Origin of the sequence: Acetobacterium wieringae (genome assembly GCF_026646375.1) — a bacterium.
Taxonomy (GTDB): domain Bacteria; phylum Bacillota; class Clostridia; order Eubacteriales; family Eubacteriaceae; genus Acetobacterium; species Acetobacterium wieringae_A.
Window position 1 is genome coordinate 146,933 of sequence record NZ_JAIPPU010000007.1, and the last position, 22,746, is coordinate 169,678.

Annotated in this window: 23 protein-coding genes, 1 tRNA gene and 1 pseudogene; 15 read left to right on the plus strand and 10 right to left on the minus strand. The window is 43.2% G+C overall.

Annotated elements, in window-relative coordinates; all coding sequences use genetic code 11:
- Positions 1–28: 28 nt before the first annotated feature.
- The 5 genes from Q7P33_RS08440 to rd all read left to right on the plus strand — a co-directional run bounded on the left by Q7P33_RS08440 (position 29) and on the right by rd (position 4,167).
- Positions 29–904 carry a COG1361 S-layer family protein gene (locus tag Q7P33_RS08440; protein WP_187389149.1) on the plus strand — a complete coding sequence of 292 codons (876 nt, stop codon included), beginning with the start codon at positions 29–31 and terminating at the stop codon, positions 902–904.
- A gap of 12 nt (positions 905–916) precedes the next feature.
- Complete coding sequence (locus tag Q7P33_RS08445) at positions 917–2,212, plus strand: ABC transporter permease (protein ID WP_148636384.1); 1,296 nt, start codon at positions 917–919, stop codon at positions 2,210–2,212.
- A gap of 117 nt (positions 2,213–2,329) precedes the next feature.
- Complete coding sequence (locus Q7P33_RS08450) at positions 2,330–2,953, plus strand: Yip1 family protein (RefSeq protein ID WP_070371114.1); 624 nt, start codon at positions 2,330–2,332, stop codon at positions 2,951–2,953.
- Between the two features lie 15 nt (positions 2,954–2,968).
- Positions 2,969–3,889: an ROK family protein gene (locus tag Q7P33_RS08455; RefSeq protein WP_070371115.1), complete on the plus strand. Its 921-nt coding sequence runs from the start codon at positions 2,969–2,971 to the stop codon at positions 3,887–3,889.
- A gap of 119 nt (positions 3,890–4,008) precedes the next feature.
- Positions 4,009–4,167: a rubredoxin gene (rd, locus tag Q7P33_RS08460; protein ID WP_070371116.1), complete on the plus strand. Its 159-nt coding sequence runs from the start codon at positions 4,009–4,011 to the stop codon at positions 4,165–4,167.
- Between the two features lie 99 nt (positions 4,168–4,266).
- Here the strand turns inward: rd and Q7P33_RS08465 are convergent, their stop codons facing one another.
- Positions 4,267–4,956, minus strand: coding sequence for a DUF554 domain-containing protein (locus Q7P33_RS08465; RefSeq protein ID WP_250932950.1), 690 nt, complete (start codon positions 4,954–4,956; stop codon positions 4,267–4,269).
- A 176-nt stretch (positions 4,957–5,132) separates the two neighbouring features.
- Here Q7P33_RS08465 and Q7P33_RS08470 point away from each other — a divergent pair, with 176 nt between their 5' ends.
- Genes Q7P33_RS08470 through Q7P33_RS08480 form a run of 3 tightly spaced genes read left to right on the plus strand, consistent with a single transcriptional unit; the run spans position 5,133 to position 10,326 of the window.
- Positions 5,133–6,683 carry an exopolyphosphatase gene (locus tag Q7P33_RS08470; protein ID WP_250932949.1) on the plus strand — a complete coding sequence of 517 codons (1,551 nt, stop codon included), beginning with the start codon at positions 5,133–5,135 and terminating at the stop codon, positions 6,681–6,683.
- Positions 6,680–8,788, plus strand: coding sequence for an RNA degradosome polyphosphate kinase (locus Q7P33_RS08475; protein ID WP_303869234.1), 2,109 nt, complete (start codon positions 6,680–6,682; stop codon positions 8,786–8,788). The genes Q7P33_RS08470 and Q7P33_RS08475 overlap by 4 nt, the downstream gene beginning before the upstream one ends.
- A gap of 2 nt (positions 8,789–8,790) precedes the next feature.
- A complete protein-coding gene (locus Q7P33_RS08480) occupies positions 8,791–10,326 on the plus strand; it encodes a Ppx/GppA phosphatase family protein (protein WP_303869235.1) in 1,536 nt (511 codons plus the stop codon).
- Between the two features lie 40 nt (positions 10,327–10,366).
- On the opposite strand, the gene Q7P33_RS08485 is transcribed toward Q7P33_RS08480, so the two are convergent.
- The 8 genes from Q7P33_RS08485 to rlmH form a co-directional block, all read right to left on the minus strand.
- Complete coding sequence (locus tag Q7P33_RS08485; RefSeq protein ID WP_303869236.1) at positions 10,367–11,080, minus strand: ABC transporter ATP-binding protein; 714 nt, start codon at positions 11,078–11,080, stop codon at positions 10,367–10,369.
- Positions 11,067–11,870, minus strand: coding sequence for an ABC transporter ATP-binding protein (locus Q7P33_RS08490; protein WP_303869238.1), 804 nt, complete (start codon positions 11,868–11,870; stop codon positions 11,067–11,069). Before Q7P33_RS08490 ends, Q7P33_RS08485 begins: the two co-directional genes overlap by 14 nt.
- The gene (locus Q7P33_RS08495) at positions 11,870–12,973 is read right to left on the minus strand and encodes a branched-chain amino acid ABC transporter permease (protein WP_303869241.1); all 1,104 of its coding nucleotides are present in this window, start codon (positions 12,971–12,973) and stop codon (positions 11,870–11,872) included. Before Q7P33_RS08495 ends, Q7P33_RS08490 begins: the two co-directional genes overlap by 1 nt.
- Positions 12,974–12,987: 14 nt before the next feature.
- Complete coding sequence (locus Q7P33_RS08500; protein ID WP_303869270.1) at positions 12,988–13,881, minus strand: branched-chain amino acid ABC transporter permease; 894 nt, start codon at positions 13,879–13,881, stop codon at positions 12,988–12,990.
- A 197-nt stretch (positions 13,882–14,078) separates the two neighbouring features.
- Positions 14,079–15,245 (minus strand): ABC transporter substrate-binding protein, encoded by a 1,167-nt coding sequence (locus tag Q7P33_RS08505; protein ID WP_303869244.1) that lies wholly within the window; start codon positions 15,243–15,245, stop codon positions 14,079–14,081.
- Positions 15,246–15,451: 206 nt separating this feature from the next.
- Entirely contained in the window at positions 15,452–16,990 is a 1,539-nt protein-coding gene (gene malQ, locus Q7P33_RS08510; protein WP_303869246.1) for a 4-alpha-glucanotransferase, read from the minus strand.
- A gap of 1 nt (position 16,991) precedes the next feature.
- Positions 16,992–17,876, minus strand: a complete 885-nt coding sequence (hslO, locus tag Q7P33_RS08515) for an Hsp33 family molecular chaperone HslO (RefSeq protein WP_303869248.1) — start codon at positions 17,874–17,876, stop codon at positions 16,992–16,994.
- Between the two features lie 31 nt (positions 17,877–17,907).
- Complete coding sequence (gene rlmH / locus Q7P33_RS08520; RefSeq protein WP_303869250.1) at positions 17,908–18,387, minus strand: 23S rRNA (pseudouridine(1915)-N(3))-methyltransferase RlmH; 480 nt, start codon at positions 18,385–18,387, stop codon at positions 17,908–17,910.
- A gap of 192 nt (positions 18,388–18,579) precedes the next feature.
- Here rlmH and Q7P33_RS08525 point away from each other — a divergent pair.
- Positions 18,580–18,656 (plus strand) — tRNA-Pro (locus Q7P33_RS08525).
- A gap of 65 nt (positions 18,657–18,721) precedes the next feature.
- On the opposite strand, the gene Q7P33_RS08530 is transcribed toward Q7P33_RS08525, so the two are convergent.
- Positions 18,722–20,284: a bifunctional diguanylate cyclase/phosphodiesterase gene (locus Q7P33_RS08530; RefSeq protein ID WP_303869252.1), complete on the minus strand. Its 1,563-nt coding sequence runs from the start codon at positions 20,282–20,284 to the stop codon at positions 18,722–18,724.
- Between the two features lie 443 nt (positions 20,285–20,727).
- Between Q7P33_RS08530 and Q7P33_RS08535 the strand changes: the two are divergent.
- The 6 genes and pseudogenes from Q7P33_RS08535 to Q7P33_RS08560 all read left to right on the plus strand — a co-directional run.
- Positions 20,728–20,826: pseudogene (locus tag Q7P33_RS08535) on the plus strand (IS200/IS605 family transposase); the annotation flags it as partial.
- A 43-nt stretch (positions 20,827–20,869) separates the two neighbouring features.
- Positions 20,870–20,992, plus strand: coding sequence for a hypothetical protein (locus tag Q7P33_RS08540; protein WP_303869255.1), 123 nt, complete (start codon positions 20,870–20,872; stop codon positions 20,990–20,992).
- A gap of 216 nt (positions 20,993–21,208) precedes the next feature.
- Entirely contained in the window at positions 21,209–21,544 is a 336-nt protein-coding gene (locus tag Q7P33_RS08545) for a hypothetical protein (RefSeq protein WP_303869257.1), read from the plus strand.
- Between the two features lie 21 nt (positions 21,545–21,565).
- The gene (locus tag Q7P33_RS08550; protein WP_303869260.1) at positions 21,566–21,808 is read left to right on the plus strand and encodes a hypothetical protein; all 243 of its coding nucleotides are present in this window, start codon (positions 21,566–21,568) and stop codon (positions 21,806–21,808) included.
- Positions 21,809–21,847: 39 nt separating this feature from the next.
- Positions 21,848–21,994: a hypothetical protein gene (locus Q7P33_RS08555; protein ID WP_303869262.1), complete on the plus strand. Its 147-nt coding sequence runs from the start codon at positions 21,848–21,850 to the stop codon at positions 21,992–21,994.
- A 35-nt stretch (positions 21,995–22,029) separates the two neighbouring features.
- Positions 22,030–22,422 carry a hypothetical protein gene (locus tag Q7P33_RS08560; protein WP_303869264.1) on the plus strand — a complete coding sequence of 131 codons (393 nt, stop codon included), beginning with the start codon at positions 22,030–22,032 and terminating at the stop codon, positions 22,420–22,422.
- The last annotated feature ends 324 nt before the right edge of the window (positions 22,423–22,746 follow it).

The following is a 22,746-nucleotide window of genomic DNA, read 5'->3' on the forward strand; positions in this document are numbered from 1 at the left end:
AATGAATACTCAAAGAAATGGAGAAATTATGAAAGAAAGAACAAAAATCGAAATGAAGACAAAACCGCTGCTTTCAGCCCTATTGGTGATTATCCTGCTATCATTATGTTTTATGCCAACAGCTTTGGCGGCACCGGAACAACCGTTGCTTCAGATCAGTTCAGTCACTTTCAATCCGGCGACGGTATCACCCGGTAAGGAATTCAAGATGGTGGTTACCTTAACCAATCACGGTGACTATGATGCCCATAATGTAACCCTGGATGTATTGTCCCAGTCGGGCGCGAATGACTTGGGGGTCTTTTCGATGGTAGGAAGCGGCAGTCATTTCTATCGGGAAGAAATTCCTTCTGGTGAAAGTGCAACGATTGAGATTCCCATGGTGACATCACCAAATGCTGAGGCTAAAAATTATAATTTAAATTTGCAAATCAATTGCGAAACCAGTGGTGGCAGTGTTTATAATTTCACAGAAACAGTGGGGATTGTAATCAATGAAAGTGAATCGATGTCGATTATTGCCCCAGATCGTTTTGTTTTAGCTAAGAATGATAAAGGGGTTACCCCGATCAATTTTGAAATTGCTAATTTTGGATCAAATCCGGTGCGTGGGGTGCAGGTTAGTGTATCTGCTGATGGTGTCGATTTCTCCAAAGATTATCAGTATTATGGCACCTTCGAAAAAGATGATAACGATGACTTCTCCGCTGATGTCACCACGAGTCAAAGTGGTGAATTTCCCGGGAAAATATCCGTAAAATACATGGACAGTTTCAATAATGAACGGGTGATTGAAAAAAACATTACCATTGTTTCTGAGGAAGCCACAACTCAGACGGCGGAATCGGGAGACGAGAACTTTTTTCAAAAATTTCTCAGAGTAGTCTTTGGCATTGGCGCTTAGCGGGGTGAAGGTGTGAATAAGCAAGAACTCCTGCGATTATCCTGGGAGAATCTCTGGCGGATGAAATTTCGAACAATCCTCACAATTATTGGGGTAGTCATCGGAACGGCCTCGATCATCGTGATGGTTTCCATTGGAAACGGGGCTCAAAAGAGCATTACGGATGAATTGTCCGGGATTGGTTCTGTGACCACGCTACAGGTCTATCAGGATCTCTCTTCGATGGGGATGACTGCGATGGGTGGTGGAAAAACGGACGATAAAGCAATCCTTAATGATGATGCCATCAAAGATTTAAAGAAAATCGATGGGGTCGTGGCGGTTACGCCGGTGGTCAATCTAAGCGGCGGGGAAATAGAAGTTGATCGTGAGCAATATGGGGTTTCTCTGATGGGCGTGGACTATGCTGTCCTGGAAGATATGCGCTATGTTACAACCAGTGGTAAAAAGCCTGGAGCCAACGATGAAAACAGTGTGATCCTTGGCAAAGATGTATTAACCAGCTTTACCTACACCGGTGCGTCAACCCAACTTGAAGCCAGTGCGGTTAAACCGGAAGATCTAATAGGCCAGAACATTACCATGACCATCAAACGTACCAATGCCAACGGCGAAGAAGAGATAAAGACTCAGAAGCTGAAGGTGACTGGTGTGCTGGAAGCCACTGGGGGAAATGAGGATTACTCGATCATCGCTGACTATCATCTGGTGACAGACCTGAACGAATGGCAGACCGGGAGGAAAGCCAATGTCAAGAAGCAGGGCTATTCCCAGGCGTTGGTGACCGTCGAGGATTCTTCGGTGGTAAATGATGTCACTTCTGAAGTTGAAGCGATGAAATTTACAGTCTTTTCGATGCAACAGATTTTGGATTCGATGGGCAGCGTCTTTCAGATGCTTCAGATTCTGCTGGGTGGTATCGGTGGGGTCGCTTTGTTGGTTGCCTGTATCGGCATTGTCAATACCATGACCATGTCCATTTATGAACGCACCAAGGAAATTGGGATCATGAAGGTCATTGGGGCATCGATTTCGGATATCCGCAACATGTTTATTGCCGAATCAACCATGATTGGATTGATCGGCGGTCTGGTGGGGATTGTCATCAGCCTGGTGCTATCGGTACTGATCAATCTGATTGCGGGTTTATTTATCGGTGGTGAAGGGGGTGTGACGATTTCCTACATCACCCCCGGTCTGGTTGTTTTTGCCTTGTTTTTTTCGGCGCTGGTCGGGCTCTTGTCCGGCGTTCGTCCGGCTATCAAAGCAGCCAATCTCAGTTCCCTGGATGCGATCCGCAGTGAATAGTGAAAGAGCGCAAAAATATCAGAAAGCGATAATAAAAATAACTGAGCTTGCAATTTTTAAGGTGTGAATAAGCGGTTGCAAAGACAGGATAGAAATTTAAGACGAGAAGGAGTAAGGATGAACTATTTATATTTATTAATTAATCCGGTCAGATTTTTTAAACAGGTTGCCGAAAAAGAAAAACATTCTCTGATTATCCCAATTTTGATTATTGCCATGATCGGCTGTTTAACAGGTGTCATTGCCGGAAATGTGGTAGGCACCATGGATCTGCCAGCTGATCAGATGGGAATGGTTAAAACCATTAGCATTGTTACCGGAATCATCTCCGGGATCATCAGCGTGGCAGTTGCCATGGTGGTGAAGGCAGCCATCTTTAATCTGGTGTTAAAGAAAATGGGGGGTGAGGGTTCGTTTAAGACAGCAGTGTATGTGGTCGGCCTGAGTTATTTCCCCAAAATTTTCCAGAATATTCTCAATATTTTCTTTCAAAAACCGATTGATATGACCAAGGTTTATGAGATGGATTGGGTGGCCTTCCTGGGAGGGATTTTCAGCATTTTCAATATCTGGCAGATTGTCCTGACCATTATTGGTCTGGCCATTGTCTACGGTGTGAGTTACAAAAAAACGGCGCTTCCAGTGATTGGACTGGAAGTGGTAGCCGCTGGTCTTAGTCTAGGTGTGTCGTTGATTAGTCTTAATTCGATGGCGGGATTATCAACCACAGCCATCAGTTAAAAAGGGAGGAATAGGATGGGAATCGGTATTGATTTAGGTGGCACCGCAATTAAAGGTGGTATTGTCAATCATCGGGGTGTCATTCAGGAAGAACGGCGAGTCAAAACCCAAAGCCAAATGGGCTATGATCGTGTAGTGAGTGATCTTGCTGCATTAATAAACGAACTGGTTCAGCTTTCACCGGAAGAAACCACCGTGGGAATCGGAATTCCCGGAATCCTCTCAGGGGATGGATCAACCGTCGTTTCCTGTCCTAATCTTAATTGGAAGAACAAAGCACTAAAGCAAGATCTCGAAGCAGTCCTGGCACTTGAGGTGCTTCTGGTTAATGATGCCACGGCAGCTTGTATTGCTGAAGCGGCATTTGGCAGCACTCGGGGTCGAACCAGCTCGGTGTTATTAACCCTTGGCACCGGTGTCGGTGGTGGGGTGATCATCAATGATCGGATTATTTCGGGAGCCCATGGGGTCGCCTCAGAAGCCGGCCACATGATCATGGAAGAAAATTTCTACGACTGCAATTGCGGCAAAAACGGCTGTCTTGAAACCTTTGCTTCGGCAACAGCACTGATTCGCTATTGTCAGAAACAACTAGATGAAGGCGTGGAGTCCGAATTAAAAAAAGACGACACTTATGATGCCAAACGAATTTTTGATGCTGCCAAAGCTGGCGATGTACTGGCGTTGGCAGCAGTCAATCGGCTGGCTAAATATTTAGGTTGGGCCATTTCCAACATCAACGATCTCATAGATCCCGGGATATTCGTAATTGGTGGTGGCTTGTCTGAGGCTGGAGATTTTCTTTTAAACCGGATTCAGGCCAGCGCCAAAAGTTGTTTAACCTATCCCCAGTATGCAATGCCTGAAATTGTGCTGGCTACCTTTCGAAATGAAGCCGGTTTGATCGGTGCGGCCAATCTTCGACAATTCATCTGACGCATTTTCTTTTTAATGAAAATTGCGAGAAAAAACTGAATAGTAAAAAAAAACATTGTAATATTGCTTAGAATGATTATAATAGAAATATGTCATTCTAAGAGTAAAGGAGAAATACAATGCAAAAATTTGAATGTGATATCTGTGGTTATGTTTATGATCCAGAATTAGGAGATCCAGACAACGGGGTAGCAGCTGGAACTGCGTTTGCCGATATTCCTGAAGATTGGGTCTGTCCAGAATGTGGCGTTGATAAAAACGCATTTTCAGAAGTCTAAACAGCGTTTTCAATTAGTATAAAAAAAGTCGTAATGATGGCTTGCTTAAAAAGTGTAGAATTTAACCGAATCGGTTTTGAATTCTACACTTTTTTTATGCTAAATTCCCAAAATTCCCATGATCCAGATAAACAGAATCGGCATAAAAACTGCTGGCAGCAGGTTGCCGACCTTAAGCTCTTTGATTTTAAGCATATTAATACCAATGGCCAAGATTAGAACGCCACCAACAGCATTCATTTCGGTGATCATTTCCGGAGAGAGCAGGGTTTTGACTGAGCCAGCTAAAAGTGAAATGCTGCCCTGGTAGAGAAGAACTGGAATAGCGGAAAAGACGACGCCGATTCCTAAAGTCGATGAGAGAATCATCGAAAAAATACCATCCAAGAGCGACTTGCTCAGAAGAATACTGACCGTCCCGGTGAGCCCATTTTCCAAAGCACCCATAATGGCCATCGAGCCGGTGCAGAAAAGCAGCGAGGCACTGACAAAGCCGTGGGAGATATTATTGCTATTGTTTTTCATCTTTTTTTCCAGGCTGTCGCCAATTCGTTTTAATTGTTTTTCAATATTGATCAGTTCCCCCAGGATGCCGCCAAATAATAGACTCAGCAGCATCAGCATAATGTTTTCGGTTTCGATGGTCATCGTGATGCCAATGACAACTACGCCCAGTCCCAGACCTTGGGTAATGGTTTCACAGAGACGTTGTGGTAAAGCCCGTTTAAATAATAGGCCGATGAGGCCGCAGACAACAATGGCGGCGGCATTGATAATGGTTCCAAGCAAAAGATTTTCCTCCTGATGTAAAGTCTTTTACTATTGTAACATAAAAGCGCTAGCGCTGAAAACATAACTACCCTGATGAGCTGTTTTATTGAAAAAAAATCAGTGTTTCGATTAGTTTTAACAAAAAAAGTGTTTAAATTGTGATAAAATAGAAAAAAGAATGCGAGGTGACGTTTATGATTAAGCGGTTTTCAGTAATCTATATTGGTTCAATCCGTTGTGAACTGATCGTTGGACAGCGGGGCAAAGGCTGCATTAAAATATTGGATCGAGCCATGTTTCCCATTAATTTTGGGAGTCAGAGCTTTACTAAAGGGGAGATCTCATTTAAATCTGTATATGCCTTGTGTCAAACGATTAATGAATACATCGAAATGTCTAAAACCTACGGCGTTGAATCGATTAAAATATTTGGAACAACAGCTCTCCGTGAAGCCAGAAATCGGCTTTATATTCTTGAACAAATCAAAATCAATACCGGTGGTTACGAGGTGGAAATTCTCGACAAGGAAGAAGAGACCCATCTTATTTATCGCCATATGGTGTTAAAGTGCGATCCGCAATTTAATATAATCACTGATACCAAAGAGGATCAGATGCTGGCATCTATCTCCAGCGGGAATGTGTCAGTGGCACTCCTAAAAAATGGAGTCATTGATTATCATCAGACCGCTGAGCTGGGTTATTTAAAAATGAAGGAAATCCTGAAATCCATCGAAGAAAACTCGGAGCGCTTTGAAACGTTACTGATGGAGTTCATCTCCATCAATACCCAGGATATTGTTGAAAACATCAGAAAACGTCACATTAAAAGACTTTTTGTATCCTCCCACGAAGTTGATGTCATTGCTCAGCTTTGTGGCATCACGGAACGACAGGATTATTATGTGATCAATGCCGAGGATTTTGGGAAGCTGTGCAAGGTGGCGGGCGATCTGACCGTGAACCAATTATTGAAAAAGTACCCACTTTTGGATCAAAGTGAAGCAGAAACCCTGAATCATACCCTGATGCTTTATTTAAAGCTACTGGCTGAAACAGGAGTCGAAACCTTTATTTTGATTCCGATGATTATCGGCGATGCTTTTTTGGATTTTGAATTCCAGATCACAAAAAAACAACAGTTGATTGAATGGATCGAAGAGGGCAGTTATCTTTCTGCTAAAACCATCGGTAAAAAGTATCATACCAGTCACAGGCATTCGGAATTTGTTGAAAAAATCAGCTTAAAGATATTTGACTCGCTCAAAAAATATCACCAACTGGGAAAAAGAGAGCGGCAGCTCTTATCGATGCTCTGTTATCTGATGGAGGTGGGCAGTTTTATTGATCATAAAAATTTTTGGGTGCAAAGCCGCTATATTATTGAAACAACCGACATTATCGGGGTTAACCAGGAAGAGAAAGCGGTGATGGGTAAGGTTGCCGAAGCAGTTAAAACGAATTTTATTAAAGTGGAAGAAAAGATTCATTCCAGTGATGAAAAAGAACAGTTGCTGGTAGCCAAACTGGCGGCTATTTTAAAGCTGGCCATTGCCCTGGATAAGAGTTATCAGCAAAAAATACAAAACCTTCACTGTCATGTCAAGGACGAAAAATTGATGCTTGAATTAACCACCGGGAAAAATTTTCAGTTGGAAGAGTATTTCTTTAAAGCAAGTCGGGCAACCATGGAGAATGTTTATGGCATTAAACCGATATTAAAAATTAAGAGGGTTGAATCATGAAAAGTAGATTATTTATAAACCGTGAAATCAGTTGGCTGGATTTTAATTACCGGGTATTAGACGAGGCTTATGACAAATGCAACCTGGTAATGGATCGGTTGAAATTTTTGGCGATTACGGCATCAAATCTCGATGAGTTTTTTATGGTGCGGGTTGCTGGGATTATGGATCAGATTAATGTTGGCTACAACAAAAAATCGGTAGATGGACTAACCCCGATTGAACAGTTGGCAGTTCTTAACAGCATGACTCAGGAAATGATGGCTCGGCAGTATACCTGCTTATCAAAATCGATCATCCCGGAGCTGAATCAGAACAATATCTTTTTTTTGCGTTATGATGAACTGAATGAGGAAGGCAAAGACTTCGCCCTTCATTATTTCCGGCATGAGTGTTATCCGGTTTTGACGCCACAAGCCATTGACAACAGTCGCCCCTTTCCGTTAGTAAAAAACAATCAGGTTTATCTGTGTATCATGCTCCATGACACCGAGGCGAAGATTAAGGATGAAAAAGATTTTATGGCGATCCTGGAAATCCCCAAGGTTCTGGACCGAATCATTGCATTACCGAAAGCGAAAGAATCGGATGTGCTAAACTATATTTTTATTGAAGATTTAATCAGCCCGTTTGTAAATGAACTTTTTACCGGTTATGATGTCAAGCAGGTCAGTGAATTCCGGATTACCCGTAATGGCGATTTAGCCATCGATGAGGATGAAGCCGAGGATTTACTGATTGAAATTGAGAAATCAATTCAGCAACGTAAATGGGGAGCCAGCATTAAACTGGAAGTAACCCGGGACATGAGTAAAAAAATGAAAAAATGGTTGATGCATGAATTGGAAATTATCGAAAGTGAGCTTTATGAACTCAAGGGAAACCTGGATTTGACCTGCTTTATGAAATTTCAGAACCGCAGCGAGTTTAATGAACTCCGGGAGCCCCGCTATACCCCGCTTATCTCCAGTGAATTCTATGAGGTTGACGACATCTTTGAAGTCATTCGGGAAAAGGATCGGCTCTTGCATCATCCGTATCAGTCTTTTCAGACGGTGGTTGATTTTGTTCGGGCGGCATCCACCGATCCCGACGTTCTGGCTATTAAACAAACGCTTTATCGGGTCAGTGGCGATTCACCAATCATTGAAGCGCTGATTAAGGCAGCTCAAAATGGTAAACAGGTTACCGTATTGGTTGAACTCAAAGCGCGCTTTGATGAAGCAAATAATATTGTCTGGGCGAAGAAACTGGAGCAGGCCGGGTGTCATGTCATTTATGGGCTGGTGGGGCTCAAAATCCATTGTAAAATGATTCTGGTGGTTCGCAAAGAGTCTGATGGGATCCGGCGGTATGTCCATCTCGGAACGGGGAATTATAATGATGTGACCGCTGGTCTTTATACCGATTTGGGAATGTTCACCGCCAAAGAGAGTTATGGGTCAGATGTTTCAACCTTGTTTAACCTCTTGTCCGGCTACAGTCACTACACCTTGTGGAAAAAAATCGAGGTGGCTCCAAAAACCCTTAGAAATGCCTTTTACATTGCTATTGACCGGGAAATAGAAAACGTCAAAATGGGAGAAAAGGGTAAGATCATTGCCAAAATGAATGCGCTTGTTGACGAAGATATTATCAACAAGCTTTATGAAGCCTCTCGCGAAGGAGTGGAAATTCAATTGATTGTTCGGGGAATGTGCTCACTCAAACCAGGGTTACCGGGCATCAGTGAGCACATCACGGTTCACAGTATTGTGGGAACCTTTCTGGAACACAGCCGGATCTATTATTTTTACAACCAGGGGAAGGAAGACATTTTTCTGTCCAGTGCCGATTGGATGGAGCGAAACCTGAACCGTCGAATTGAGACCTTGTTCCCGGTTGAAGAAGAGAGTCTCAAGAAAAAACTAAAGCACATTTTGGAGATTACTTTAAAAGACACCATAAAAACCCGCTTAATGACTGAATCAGGAGAGTATATCCGGGTCGACAAACGGGGAAAAGAATTACTTTCCTGTCAGGATTACTTCTGTAAAGAAGCCGAAGCAGAATTTGAACAGGTCAAGAATAAAGCCGTTTTAAAACATAATATTGAGGGAGAATAGCAATGGAAAGACGAAATATCGGAGTCATCGACATTGGCTCAAACAGTGTCCATCTGGTGATCGGTGAATACTACAACAATGAATATTTTCAGATTATCGATGATGTCAAGGTGAATGTTCGTTTAAATGATAAGCTGGCTGAAACCGGAAAACTGCAGCAGGATCGGATGGATTTCGGAATCGAAACCTTGACCATGTTTGTTAGTATGTGCGAAGCCTACGGCATTGAAAAGGTGATTGCAGTAGCAACGGCTGCGGTTCGCAAAGCATCAAACGGAGCCGACTATGTTGCTCGAATCAAAGCTGAAGTTGGTCTGGATGTGACCATCATTCCTGGAGAGGTAGAAGCTTCAATGGACTACCTTGGAGCGATTAACACCCTTGATGTTAATGATGCCTTGCTTATGGACATTGGCGGTGGGAGTACCGAGTTTGTGTTGATCAAAGACCGCAAGAAGGTCGAGGCTGTGAGTCTGCCCTTTGGTTCCATCGATTTGGCCGAAAAATTTGACTTAACCAATGAGGTATCGGAGAAAAAACTGAAGGCTCTGGATGATTTTTTAAAAGACGCATTCAGCGCAATTGCAATCTTCAATAAAGCTGAGGGGTTGCCGGTAATCGGTGTGGGTGGAACGATCCGAAATGTTGGTCGGATTCACCGGAGCTTTATCGATTATCCTTTGGAAATTGCCCATAATTATCGGATGAAATCAAATGATGTCAAGCGGATCTGTGAAATGGCCGCCAGCATGAATTTGGCGGAACGTTCCAATCTCAAAGGATTGTCCAAGGGACGAATCGATATTTTTGTGGGATCGAGCCACACCCTCGAACGCGTCATGAGATATATTGATTCGCCAGAATTGATTATCAGTAATGCCGGGTTACGGGATGGGATCATCTACGATTATTTTGGCTATAATGAAGACAATCTCGTTTATGATATTTTTGAATTGTCGCTGGTCAATATCATGCTAAACTTTAATGTGAATATCCCTCACGCCTATCATGTGTTAAAGCTGACCGAAAACCTGTTCGAGCAGCTCAAACCACTCCATGGTATCAAAGAAGACGTCAGAAAGATGATCCGGGCTTCGGCCATGCTTCATGATATCGGCATCAAGCTCCAATTTGGAAATCATCACGAGCATAGTTTTTATATTATTTTAAATTCCGGTTTGTTGGGGATCGAGCAAAAAGAGCTTTTAATGAGTGCCTTTATTGCTCTCAATCATCGAACCAATAAAAAGATTCATATTTCTGAAGAATACATGGGGCTACTACAGAATGAAGAGCGGCACCTTATTGATCAATTGAGCTTGTTTCTACAAATATCCGAGTATCTGGATCGCAGTATGGATGGTGTCGTCAAGGATGTGAATTGCGTGATTATGGAAAAAGAAGTTCAACTGAATGTTCTCACAACTGGCCATTCAGTATTTGATAACATGATCATCAACGAATGTGGAAAAAAATTCAAACGGGTGTTCAACAAAACGTTGACCATCAATAATAAGGTTATTATTTCACGACGATAAAAAAAATCCAATTATTCAGTTTGAATAATTGGATTTTTTTCTATTTATTTCGTTGGCTTTTGCCCAGATAGGCTTCTTTAATGCTTTCATCAGCCAGCAGTTCCCGACCAGTTCCAGCTTTGGTTATCTTGCCGGTTTCCAGTACGTAGGCATAATCAGCGACTCGAAGGGCCATATTGGCATTTTGTTCAATTAAAAGAATGGTCATCCCTTCTTTATTAAGGGTTTCGATGATATCAAAAATACCCTGAACAACCAGAGGAGCCAGACCTAAGGACGGTTCATCCATCATCAATAGTTTCGGACGACTCATCATCGCCCGGCCAACGGCCAACATTTGCTGCTCGCCACCGGATAAGGTTCCCGCAGCCTGCCAGGAGCGTTCTTCAAGCCGGGGGAAGAGACTGTAAATGTGTTTGATGTCGGCATCAAGATTATCCTTGCGCATATAAGCGCCAATCTTGAGATTTTCCAGCACTGTCAGATCGGGAAATACATGTCGTCCTTCCGGAACCAGCGTGATGCCCTTGTCAACGATTTTGGTGGTATCAAGGCCCAGTAGTTCTTCATCGTTATAGGTGATGCTGCCAGCTTTTGATTTAACCAAATTGACAATAGCTCGAAGCGTCGTGCTTTTTCCCGCGCCATTGGCTCCGATCAGGGTCACGATTTTGCCTTCCGGCACTTCCAGATCAATTCCCTTAACCGCTTCGATACCGCCATAAGCGACCTGCAAATTACTAATCTTCAACATCGGCGTCTACCCCCAAATATGCTTCGATAACCTTAGGATTATTCTGAACCTCATCCGGGGTTCCTTTGGCAATGGTACAGCCAAAATCCAGTACGTAAATATGATCAGAAATTTCCATGACCAGATCCATATGATGTTCAATCATAAAAATGGTCAGATCAAAATCCGTTTTCAGTTTAAAAATTAAATCTGTCAGTTCATCTGTTTCCTGAGGATTCATTCCTGCTGCTGGTTCATCAAGCAGCAGCAACTGCGGTTTGGTTGCCAGGGCTCGGGCAATTTCCAGATGACGCTGTTGTCCATAGGGAAGCGATGAAGCTTTTTCATTTTTGAGATCAATGAGTCCTAACCGTTCCAGCAAAAATTCACAGTCGGCTTTAGCCTGAGCTTCGCCTTTTCGGGCTTTGGGGGTTCTCATAATGGCGGATAAAAAACTATAATCAGTATTTAAGTGGGTAGCAACTTGAACATTTTCAAGAACGGACAATTCCTTGAATAAGCGGATGTTCTGAAAGGTTCGGGCAACACCCAGAGTTGTGATTTTATCCGGTTTCTTACCAGTTATATCAATTTCAGTGGTGGTGCCGTTCTTATCGGTTGGGGTAAAAAGAACCTTGCCACTGGTAGGGGTATAAACCCCGGTGATGACATTAAAGGCAGTGGTTTTACCGGCCCCATTGGGTCCGATCAGGGCAGCCAATTCGCCCTTTTTGATATCGATATTTAAGTCATTGACGGCGACAACACCGCCAAATTGCATGATGACATTTTCTGTTCTTAGCAGACTCATTACTTGCCACCTCCTTCAGTTGAGGTCTTTTTTCGGCTCAGTTTTTTCTTGATGGACTGGAATTTCTGGGCCATGAAATCCCAGGTGAGTTCATTCGTACCCATTAAGCCTTTGCGATAGAAAAGCACGATAATCATCAGCAGGAATGAAAACACAACCATTCGCAGACCAGGTCTGAAGATCGGCAGATCCAGTCCGAAGGCCATGGGCTCATCCAGAAAACGCAGGGCTTCCTGTCCGAGTGTAACCAGGAAACTGGCAATGATGGTTCCGGAGATGCTGCCCATTCCACCAAGGACAATGATCAGCAAAAAGTTATAAGTCAGGGTGAAATAGAACTGTTTTGGATCAACAGTACCCAATAGGGCGGCGAATAATCCACCACCGATGCCGGTGAAAAACGCACCGATCAGGAAAGAAGTCATCTTCGTTTTAAAGAGTCCAACCCCCATCGCTTCGGCAGCAATTTCGTCCTCCCGGATGGCTTTGAAGGCCCGGCCATATGACGAGTAAACAAGTAAAATGGTTGCGATAATTACCAGCAGAGCCGTCCCATAGGTCCACCAGAGACTGCTGATGGTGGGAATACTCTTAATCCCCAGGGCACCATTCGTGATTGACTGCGTATTGGTAAAGATAATCCGGATAATTTCCGAAAATCCGAGTGTGGCGATGGCCAGATAATCACCCCGAAGCCGTAGACAGGGCGAGCCAATAAAGAATGCCACCACCACTGATGCCAGACCACCCAGTATTAATGCCACAACAAAAGGCAACTGGATATTGGCTAAAAAAGGCGCCATCGGTTCCAGATAAAAAATGGCAGCACGCGATTCAACAGGTACTGTAAAGATGGCTACGGTATAGGCTCCGATCGCCATAAAACCGGCTTGGCCCAATGAAAACTGACCGGTAAAGCCATTGACCAAATTCATTGCCAAACTGACGATGACATAAATTGCGCATAAATTCAGTAAACGACGCATATAGGAATCAACAAAAATATCGGCTAAACCTATTCCAATAAGGAGAACAACTAAGAAAACCGCTGTTTTCCAGTGAAGTTTTAAGTAGGCACCGAGGTTGTTTTGAGTTTCGTTCATTTCTGGTACCTCCCCTAAACCTTTTCCACTTGTTTCTTACCAAGAAGACCATTGGGAAGAAAGAGCAGAATAATAATCAAGATGACAAATGCGATGGCGTCCCGGTAACCGGTAAGTGCTGGAAAGAAGGCGACCATCAGAACTTCCGAAAAGCCGAGGATCAGTCCCCCAAGAACGGCGCCTTTAACATTACCAATTCCACCGATTACGGCGGCAATAAAGCATTTAAGTCCGGGAACAACACCCATGAGGGGTAACACCGATGGGTATTTCATACACCATAGAATAGCACCGACGGCAGCTAGCGCAGAACCGATGGCAAAGGTTGAAGAAATGACCCCATTGATCTTAATACCCATGAGTTTGGCAGTATCATAATCGACAGCGACCGCCCGCATGGCCATACCGATTTTGGTTTTATTGATCATAAAGAGTAGTGCTGACATCAAGATAAACGCAACAATTGGAATAACAATAGAAACCGGTTGAATCGACAAACCGCCAATAAAGAAAGGTGTTGTCAAAAGCGGGAATTCTGGAAACGCTTGTGGCTTTCCTGAAAATAAGTAAGTGGCAACATTTTCAAGCAAAAATGAGACCCCAATCGCTGAAATTAATAGTGATGTTTTAGGTGCATCACGGAGGGGACGATAGGCCACCCGTTCAATCGTGACACCAAGTAAAATGGTTAACCCAATTGTAATAATAAACGTGACATACCAGGGAAGAAAAAACACGGCAATCCCAAAATATGTGAAATAGGCAGCCATCATAAAGATATCGCCATGGGCAAAGTTGATCAGTCGCAAGATACCATAAACCATCGTGTAACCGATGGCGATCAACGCATATAAACTCCCAAGAGATAAACCATTTATTAGTTGCTGCAAGAATGTTTCCATTGTCATTCCAACGACCATAATTATAACCTCGTCATATCATTTAATTTAAATTGAGGGTATCTGATCATACAAATACCCTCAAAGTTAGTTGTTGTGAAGGCAGCACAAACAAAACAGACAGTGTACGTTTTGCTTTGCGCTCCCTTGCGCATAAAAGAAGTCACATGAAATATGACTTCTCATTAGTAATATTTGACTTTTTGCTAGTCAATTGTAACTGAATCCATGTAGGTGAATTTACCATCTTTAACAGTTTTAATGATCGCTTCATTTTTAGTAGCATCACCATTAGCATCAATGGTAATCATTCCAGTAGCACCTTCAAAGTCTTTAGTGGCCGCTAATGCGTCACGGATGGCAACAGGATCAGCAGATCCGGCTCGTTCGATCGCATCCAGGGTCATCATGTAGCCGTCATAACCAAGGGCTGTTACAGCTGCAATGTTTTCACGGTCAGGATAGGCTTTTTTGTATTCGGCAACAAAAGTTTTACCGGCTTCAGTTAGTGGATTGGTATCGTCAAAGAATGTTGACATGACAGCGCCTTCGACATCAGCACCACCAACGGTGATAAATTCGTTTGTTTCCCAGGTATCACCACCAATAAATGGAGCTGTGATGCCAAGAGCACGGGCTTGTTTGATAATCAATGCGGATTCAGTAAAATTACCAGGCGCAAAAATCGCATCTGGATTAGCTGCTTTAATATTGGTTAAGATTCCGTTGAAATCCTGATCGCCAGTATTGTAATTACCAGTAGCTACGATCGCATTTGGGTCGCCAGTTAATTTAACAAAAGAATCGGTAAAGAATTTGGCTAAACCAACTGAGTAGTCATTGGAAACTTCCTGGATGATGGCAACTTTTTTTGCATTCAGTTTTTTAGACGCATAGTTGGCCATTACAGTTCCCTGGAAAGGATCAAGGAAGCAGACACGGAAGTAGTAATCATTTCCGGCGGTAACCTGAGGGTTGGTAGCCGAAAGCGCAACGGCAGGAATTTGGTTTGTTTTGACAACGTCACCAGCAGCAATGGAGAGTGAAGATCCCCAGGAACCTAAGATGGCAACAACTTTGTCTTTTTCAATTAAACGGGCAGCAGCAGTTGTTGCTTCAGCCTTGTCTGATTTGTTATCAGCAATGACTAATTCAACCTTTTTGCCTAATACTTCAGGACGTAATTTGTTGGCCAATTCGACCCCTTCAACTTCCAGTTCACCACCAGCGGCATTAGCACCGGTCAAGGGTTCGAACACGCCAATTTTAATAACGTCGCTATCCCCAGAAGAAGTTGTTGTTCCGCTAGAACAACCAGCGGCCATGGTTACGACCAAAGCCAGAGACAATAATACTGATAAAGGTTTTTTCAAGGTAAAGTCCTCCTTTTTCTTTTTTCCTAATTTTACCTGTGGCTATTATACCAAAGTTCACACTTTTATTGCAAGTTTATATTAAGAAATGTTTGAATGATACGGACACTTGTTTTAATTACACTGATTTACACAATCTGCAGTATTGCGTTAGTGCGCTAAAGTAATGGTTTGCAAAATAAATCAATAAGTTGAATCGTCCGTAGTTAGATGACAGACAGAGCTTTTCGATGATAGAGTTGATTGATGTGATGATACCAATCAACATCAATTTCTGAAAGACCATCCCGGGTCATTCGAAAAACCCAGTTGTTTTCAGTAGTACCCGGTTCATTTATGCGCGTGTCGCAGCCATATCCGCAAATATCCTGGATGGGCAGGATGACTAAGTTGGCGGCACTCTGAAAAAGAGTACGGATAAAAGCCCGACAGGAAGGGCTGCGGTGGCCACCGATCTGCCATTGGTTTTCCCAAGCATCAGTGTAGCCGCAGTAATCAAAAGCATACCGACGATGTTCCGAAGTGTAGTCAAAAAAAGTTCCCAGCAGTGTGTTATTGTCATGGGTGCCCGAGTAGGCCACGGTATTGGGGCTATAATTATGGGGTAAATGAATATTATCCAAATCATCAATGAAGGCGAATTCCATGATCCGCATACCGGGGAAGCCGGTGTCCTTTAATAGTTTGACCAGGTCTTTATCCTGGAGCCCCAGATCCTCAGCAATGATGTTCGGTTCAGGAAAAGTTTTTTCCAATTGCGTAAAGAAGTCCATCGCCGGACCGGGAATCCAACGGCCATTTTTGGCAGTCGCTTCACTTGCTGGTACTGACCAGTATGCAGAAAAGCCCCGAAAATGATCGATTCGAACCATGTCAAAATCTGCCAGTGCTTTTTTTATCCGTTGCATCCACCAGGAATAATGGTCTTTTTTCATCACATCCCAACGATATAATGGATTGCCCCATAATTGACCATTTTTGGCAAAATAGTCTGGAGGTACCCCGGAAATTTCAATGGGAGAGCCTTTATCGTCTAATAGAAAAAGCTCCGGATGGCACCACACATCGGCACTGGTATGTGCGACATAGATGGGCATATCGCCAATAATCTTTATTGTTTTTGAATTGGCGTACTCTTTAAGTGCCGACCATTGTTTAGCATAGGTGTATTGGAGAAAATTCTGAAAATCAATCTCTTCGCAAAAGTCAGATCGGGCGACGGACAGTGCGGCTGGCCTTCGCTTTACCAGATCCTGATTTTTCCATTTGGTCCAGTCTTCTTCAGAATAATGCTGGGTCAAAACGGTATACAAGGAAAAATCGGGAAGCCACTCGCTATTGGCTTCGACATAGTTATGAATATCAGTTTTTTGTTTTGGGGTAAGTCGAGAAAAAGCAAGCTTGAAAATAGAATGACGATTGCAGATCAGATTGGGATAATCAATGGAGTAAGCAGGAGCAGTAGATTTACCGGTTGCCAGTTCATGCGCTGTTAATAACCCCCATTGGTATAACCGTTCAAGGTCAATCAAAAGGGGATTACCAGCAAATGCGGAGGTGCTTTTATATGGCGAAAAACAGCTATCCACAGGCCCTACTGGCAGAATTTGCCAGTAGCTAAAGCCCATGGAGCGAAGCAGGTCAACAAAAGTGTGGGCATCACTGCCTAAAGTTCCGATGCCGTAATCCCCCGGCAAGGTGGGAATTGGCATCAAAACACCACTGGAGCGTGATTTTAAAACCATATCAACCCTCTTTTTCTATAATACGATCCAGGATGGACTGTAGGTCTTCGGGTGTAAAGAGATATTTTTCTTTACAAAAGTCACAGTTGATTTCGATATCTTCCTGATCTGCGATCATGTCGATTAGATCTTTTTTTCCAATCGATATCAGTGCTTTGGTAATACGCTGGCGGGAGCAATCGCAAACAAAACGGGTGATTTCTGTTTTGGAAATCTTTAGGTTCAGGTGTTTAAACAGTTCTTCCATAACTTCTTCCAGCGTTTTTCCTTCGTCAAGTTGTTTGGTCAAAGATGGGGTATCAGCGAGTGCTGCTTCCAGCGCATCAATCACGTCATCATCGGTCTCTGGCATTAATTGAATAATAAATCCACCCGCTTGTCGGACTGTACCGTCATTATTTAATAAGACGCCCAGTGATACTGAGGTGGGAATTTGTTCAGATTGCGCATAGTAATAGGTTAAATCTTCGGCCAGCTCACCGCTGACAAGCGGTGAATAGCCTACATAGGGCTCTTTTAAACCGATGTCTTTTAAAATATTCAAGGCGCCATCGCCGATGGCTTCTGAAACCGGTATGGGTGATTCCATGGTGTCAGAAAGATCACTGACATAGGGATAACCTTTGACGTTGCCTCGTGCATCGGCGGTTACCAATAAGCCGCTGAGTGGGCCATCACTGGCGATTTTCAACGTGATCAATTCATCAGCATTTTTCATCATTGACCCCATCAGTGAACCAGCAGTTAATAGTCTGCCCAACGCCTGGGTAACTACTGGGCTGGTGTGATGCAGTTTCCGGGCAGTTTCAACGAGCCCCTGTGTTGTCGCCGCAAAGACCCGAATTTGTCCGTTTCCGGCGGTGGCTTTTAGTACATAGTCCGGCATGTTTTACCTCTCATTGTAAAAATTGAATTAGCTATTTATGATATGTTTCGCCACGGATTATCTTAAAAGAACGATATATTTGCTCCAACAGCATCACTCGAAATAACTGGTGGGGAAATGTCATCTTTGAAAATGAACATTTCCATTGTGAACGATTGGTTATATCAGGTGAAAGACCGATGGAACCGCCGATGACAAAGGTGATTTGGCTTTTTCCCCGAATTCCATAGTTTTCGATTTTCCTGGCAAAAGTTGGAGAGTCCAGTTGATCGCCCTGTATTTCCAGGGTGGCTAGAATTTCATCATCTTTCAAATGAGAAAGAACGCGGCGTCCTTCAATGTCCACGGCTTTTTGGCGTTGGGCTTCACTGGCATTTTCCGGAATTTTCTCATCTTTAACTTCGATTAATTCCAGTCGACAATAGGCGCTCAATCGTTTGGTGTATTCCTGAATAGCCTGAGCTAAATATTTTTCTTTTATTTTTCCAACAGCAATAATGCGAATATTCATTCAGATTATAAGCTGTATACAACCAGAAGACTTAAAACAATAACGGCGACTAAAACCAATGCGCCAACACGATAAAGTGGGTTTCTTTTGTGCATGGTAGGGTTCCTCCTTAACATCGAAAAAATTTAAATTTATGATTGTGTTTTTATCTATTATAGTTTACAATATATGAGTCGGAAATGCAACATATTACGGGGTGTGGCTCAGCTTGGTAGAGCGCATGGTTCGGGACCATGAGGCCGGAGGTTCAAATCCTCTCACTCCGACCATTAATAAACAGTTAAGACAGCTAGTGATAGCTGTCTTTTTTTTTCGGGCATTCTTTTTAAATTGGCTATGGGTTGTACTGGTGCCGGTCACTATTTGCGGCTTCCTGATCCGGCTTATAAATCTGATAATTATTTTTTCCCTGTTTTTTGGCCTGATACATGGCCTTGTCGGCATGGCTTAACAGGGTTTCATGATTGGTACCGTGCTGGGGATAAAAGGCAATCCCGATGCTGGGAGTTACCAGTAATGATTTGGCCGTTAAGGGTTGTCGCAGCGACTTGAGAATTTTTTCAGCCACTAATTTAACATCCGTCACGTTTTCAAATTCCTGAACAATCAGGGTGAACTCATCACCACCCATTCTGGCGACGGTATCGCCTTTGCGCATGACTTCTTTGAGCTGACCGGCAACAGCTTTTAAGACGTCGTCGCCGGTATCATGGCCATAGGTGTCATTAATCTCCTTGAAGCCGTCGAGATCCAGAAACATGACCGCCAGTCGACTCTGATAGCGGGCGGCATTGGCTACGGCAATCATCAGTCGGTCATAAAAAAGGCTGCGATTGGACAGCCCGGTCAGACTGTCATGATAAGCCAGGTATTTTGCTTTTTCCGACTCCTCCCGGCGTTTGGTGATATCTTCTTTCAAAACAACAAAATGATAAATTTGGCCATTTTCATCCAGAACCGGGGAGATGGAAATATTTTCCCAGTAACCCACGCCATTCTTGCGCTCATTAAAAGCTTCTCTGTGCCACACATTACCAGCCCGGACTGTGTTAAGGAGTTCTTGATAATATTCCGCTGAAGTAGGGGCTTTGTCATATAACATACTGACATTGTTGCCGATGACGTCATTCGGCTTATAACCGGTTAGCTCGATATATTTGGGATTAATGTATTCAATCTGCCCTTTATCATCACTGATGAGTACTGCCACCGGACTGTGCTCAATGACATGATAATAGGTCTTAAGCTGATCCTGGGCTTTTTTATTTTCCGTGAAATCCTCAATGATTCCCTGGACGCCGATGATGGTACCGGAAAAACTGTGAAGCGGGGCACAATGCATCCGCAGATACACCTTTTTGCCCCATTTGGTGGTATAGAAGGTTTCACTGGTGACCGTTTTACCGGTGTTAAGGCTTTTTTTAAGACTGTCGGCGATGCCGCAGGCAACCAGGGGCCCAAAAGTAAACACATTGATCTGTTTAGTCGCTTCTGCCGAAGGCGAACCCAGCAGTTTCACTGCGGCCGAATTGACGGTGGTGATGTTGCCGTCGAGATCACAGGTGATAATGCCTGCTGGTGAGTTTTCCACCAGAACCCGATAGCGGGATTCACTTTCATCAATTTCTCGGGCCAAGGCGGTTTTATCGATTTCACAGCTGACAGACTGGTCGTTGTCCCCCGGATTTGCGTTTTTTTGCTGCTGGTGGAGATAAACAGCGAGCACTGGCATAAACAGGACCATAAAACCAAGACCGTAAAAAATAGCTGGGTTGGCAACGTCAGCAAACAGGTTGCGTGTTAAAAAATAGACCAGGGCATTAATTGCCAAGGCAATCACGGTGATCTGGATCACACTAGTGGATAGCTTTGTTTTAGGGGGAGTTTCATTTTCCATCGGGCACCTCCTTATTTTATTCTGCTTAGATTGCATCTTGTTAGGGAATTAATACCCTAAAAAAGGATTTTTATCTAAATATGATTTAGACTCGGGATAACTAAGGCATCATTTTGGAATGCCTTCTGGTCTCGTCGTGGAAAGTAGCCGTGTTTGGCGCAACTTAACATAAAGCTTGGTTCGTTGAACCAGGTTTTCTGAAAAATTCTATTATTAGAAACAGCTCAGGTATTTTGAGCGCCTAACGTGCATTAAAAATTATGCCCTGATAGTAGTTGACGTCAGGGCTCGATTATAGATTTTTAGTATGTTGAGTGCGCATAGTACACGAAACAATTAACCACCTACTATGCGGGTGGTGGGAAAAAAGTTATATCCCAGAATCGTCTTTCCGAGTACGATAGAAATGTTCAGGCTCTAGAAGAAATAAGGAAAGGTGTTTAATGGTTAATAAAACAAATAGTTTATCCCATACAAAATGGATGTACAAGTATCACATTGTATATACATCTAAGTATAGACGAAAAATACTTTATAATCAATACTAGAAGCATCAAGGCAATTGTGTAAATACAAGGAGAAATCATGAATAAATCAATCAAAACTTATTATTATTGGAAGTATTTGTTTTTTTATCGGATGGGCTGTGTCCGAGCTCTCCAGGTAAAGCTTAAATTTGACATTGATCTGCTGAAGGCGTATAGTTAATGCATGTTTTCAGGTGACTATTGAGATAAGTTGCGATTCACAAACCTGAAAATAAAGGAGTATCACGGGATTATTATTTTTTATCATCATTGGCGTCATCGCCATTCTTGTTTCGGGATGGTTTCCAGTCATCGAGCCCGCCAGCTCTTTCGCCAGCGTTTATCAAACGAGTTCGGCTAAGCGCCCACCAGTTTTAATCCCGATATCTGGGGCGGTGTGTCGGACTATTGGGATCGTAAACTAAAATATGAACAGATTGATGTGGCCATTAACGAACTGACCTGGAGCGATTTGGATATGGACGATGTCTTTAAACGGCTGGATACCTGTTTAACCTCGGTAGGCGACGAGTACCTCTATGTCACCCTGCATCAACCCCAGTGGAGTGAAAAACCGCTCAACGACCGTGAGCAATATATCACATACTTTGCGACCCATTCCCGGGAGCGGCTGGAAATGCAGATGATTTTATCACGACTCGGAAAATCAATTTATAACGACGTTGCCTCCCTGATTTTTGAAAGTCAGTTAAAACCCCTTAAAAACCCCTGAGTCTATTCCATTCTGGCACTGATGCCGCTTTTCGGCCTGGGGCTTTGTCTGTTTAACGGGTCGGTTGGGCTAGCGGCTCTGGTGCTGTCACTGCTTGTTAATGGTGTGGTCTACTATTATTTCAAGAAGGAAATCGCCAAAAACTTACTAACTATCCATTATTTTTCAGCCATCCTCCGCTGCGTCAACCAACTGCTGGATTTTGAAAAAACCGCCGAAATCACCAATATTCTAGCGGCCCGGTACGCCAATTATCATTTTTAGGAAACCATTATCGATGATAGCATCAGCTTTGATTATCAATTGCACCCCGGCCCGGCCCGGACAAAAAATGCCATTGCCCTGCTAAACTATTTGGATTTTGACCAGCAGATTATCAGGAATGCTCACACCCTGGTGGAGCACTTTATCGAAACCGAAAAATGGCCGCTGCTTGGTCAGTCGCAGTAGTCAGTTTAATAAATTCAAGAACAGAAAGGATCAGGATGATGAAAAAAACAGCAGTATTTATTGCCCTACTAGGTTTATTAATGCTTACCGGCTGCGAAAGCGAGGCGGAAAAAGTTTCTTACAACTTATCTCAACAAGCTGACAACTTCAATGTGATCAGACAGTTGACGGTGATCAATTGCATTGAGGGGGATGTATTATTTCAAATGACCGGAAAGATGTCAATCACCGCCGACACGGCGGACAATCAGCTGGAAGTGATTGTCGAAGATGAAGACGGTAGTTACAAGAAACACTTTATCGGATTAAGCGACAACGTGACCTATGTGGTGGAAGATCTCGGCGGCAATGATGTTTCCAAGTATAAATATACCCTCAATTACAACCCGAAAATGTGGATTCCCGCAGAAATAAAAACGATTGATTAGGATAATTACGGGACTATGCCGCAAGGATAAAACGGGATGTGCATTCAATGGTATCACTGTTTTGTGATCTGCAAATTAGGCCCAGTGGCAGTTTCTGTTGAGACATCGAGATGATGATTTAATTAAATACACGCATTATTGGGCCCAAAGTCCCCTCAACGTGTGCTATTTTTACTTGACAATGGTAAAGTTGCAGGTCCGCTGATCGATGAATGATCAGCCGACCTGCTATTTTTTTAGGACAGAGAATTCCGGTGTTACTGTGAATTACTCAAACTTCGCACATAATAATCAACAAAAATCCTCGTAATTCCGATGTTGCAG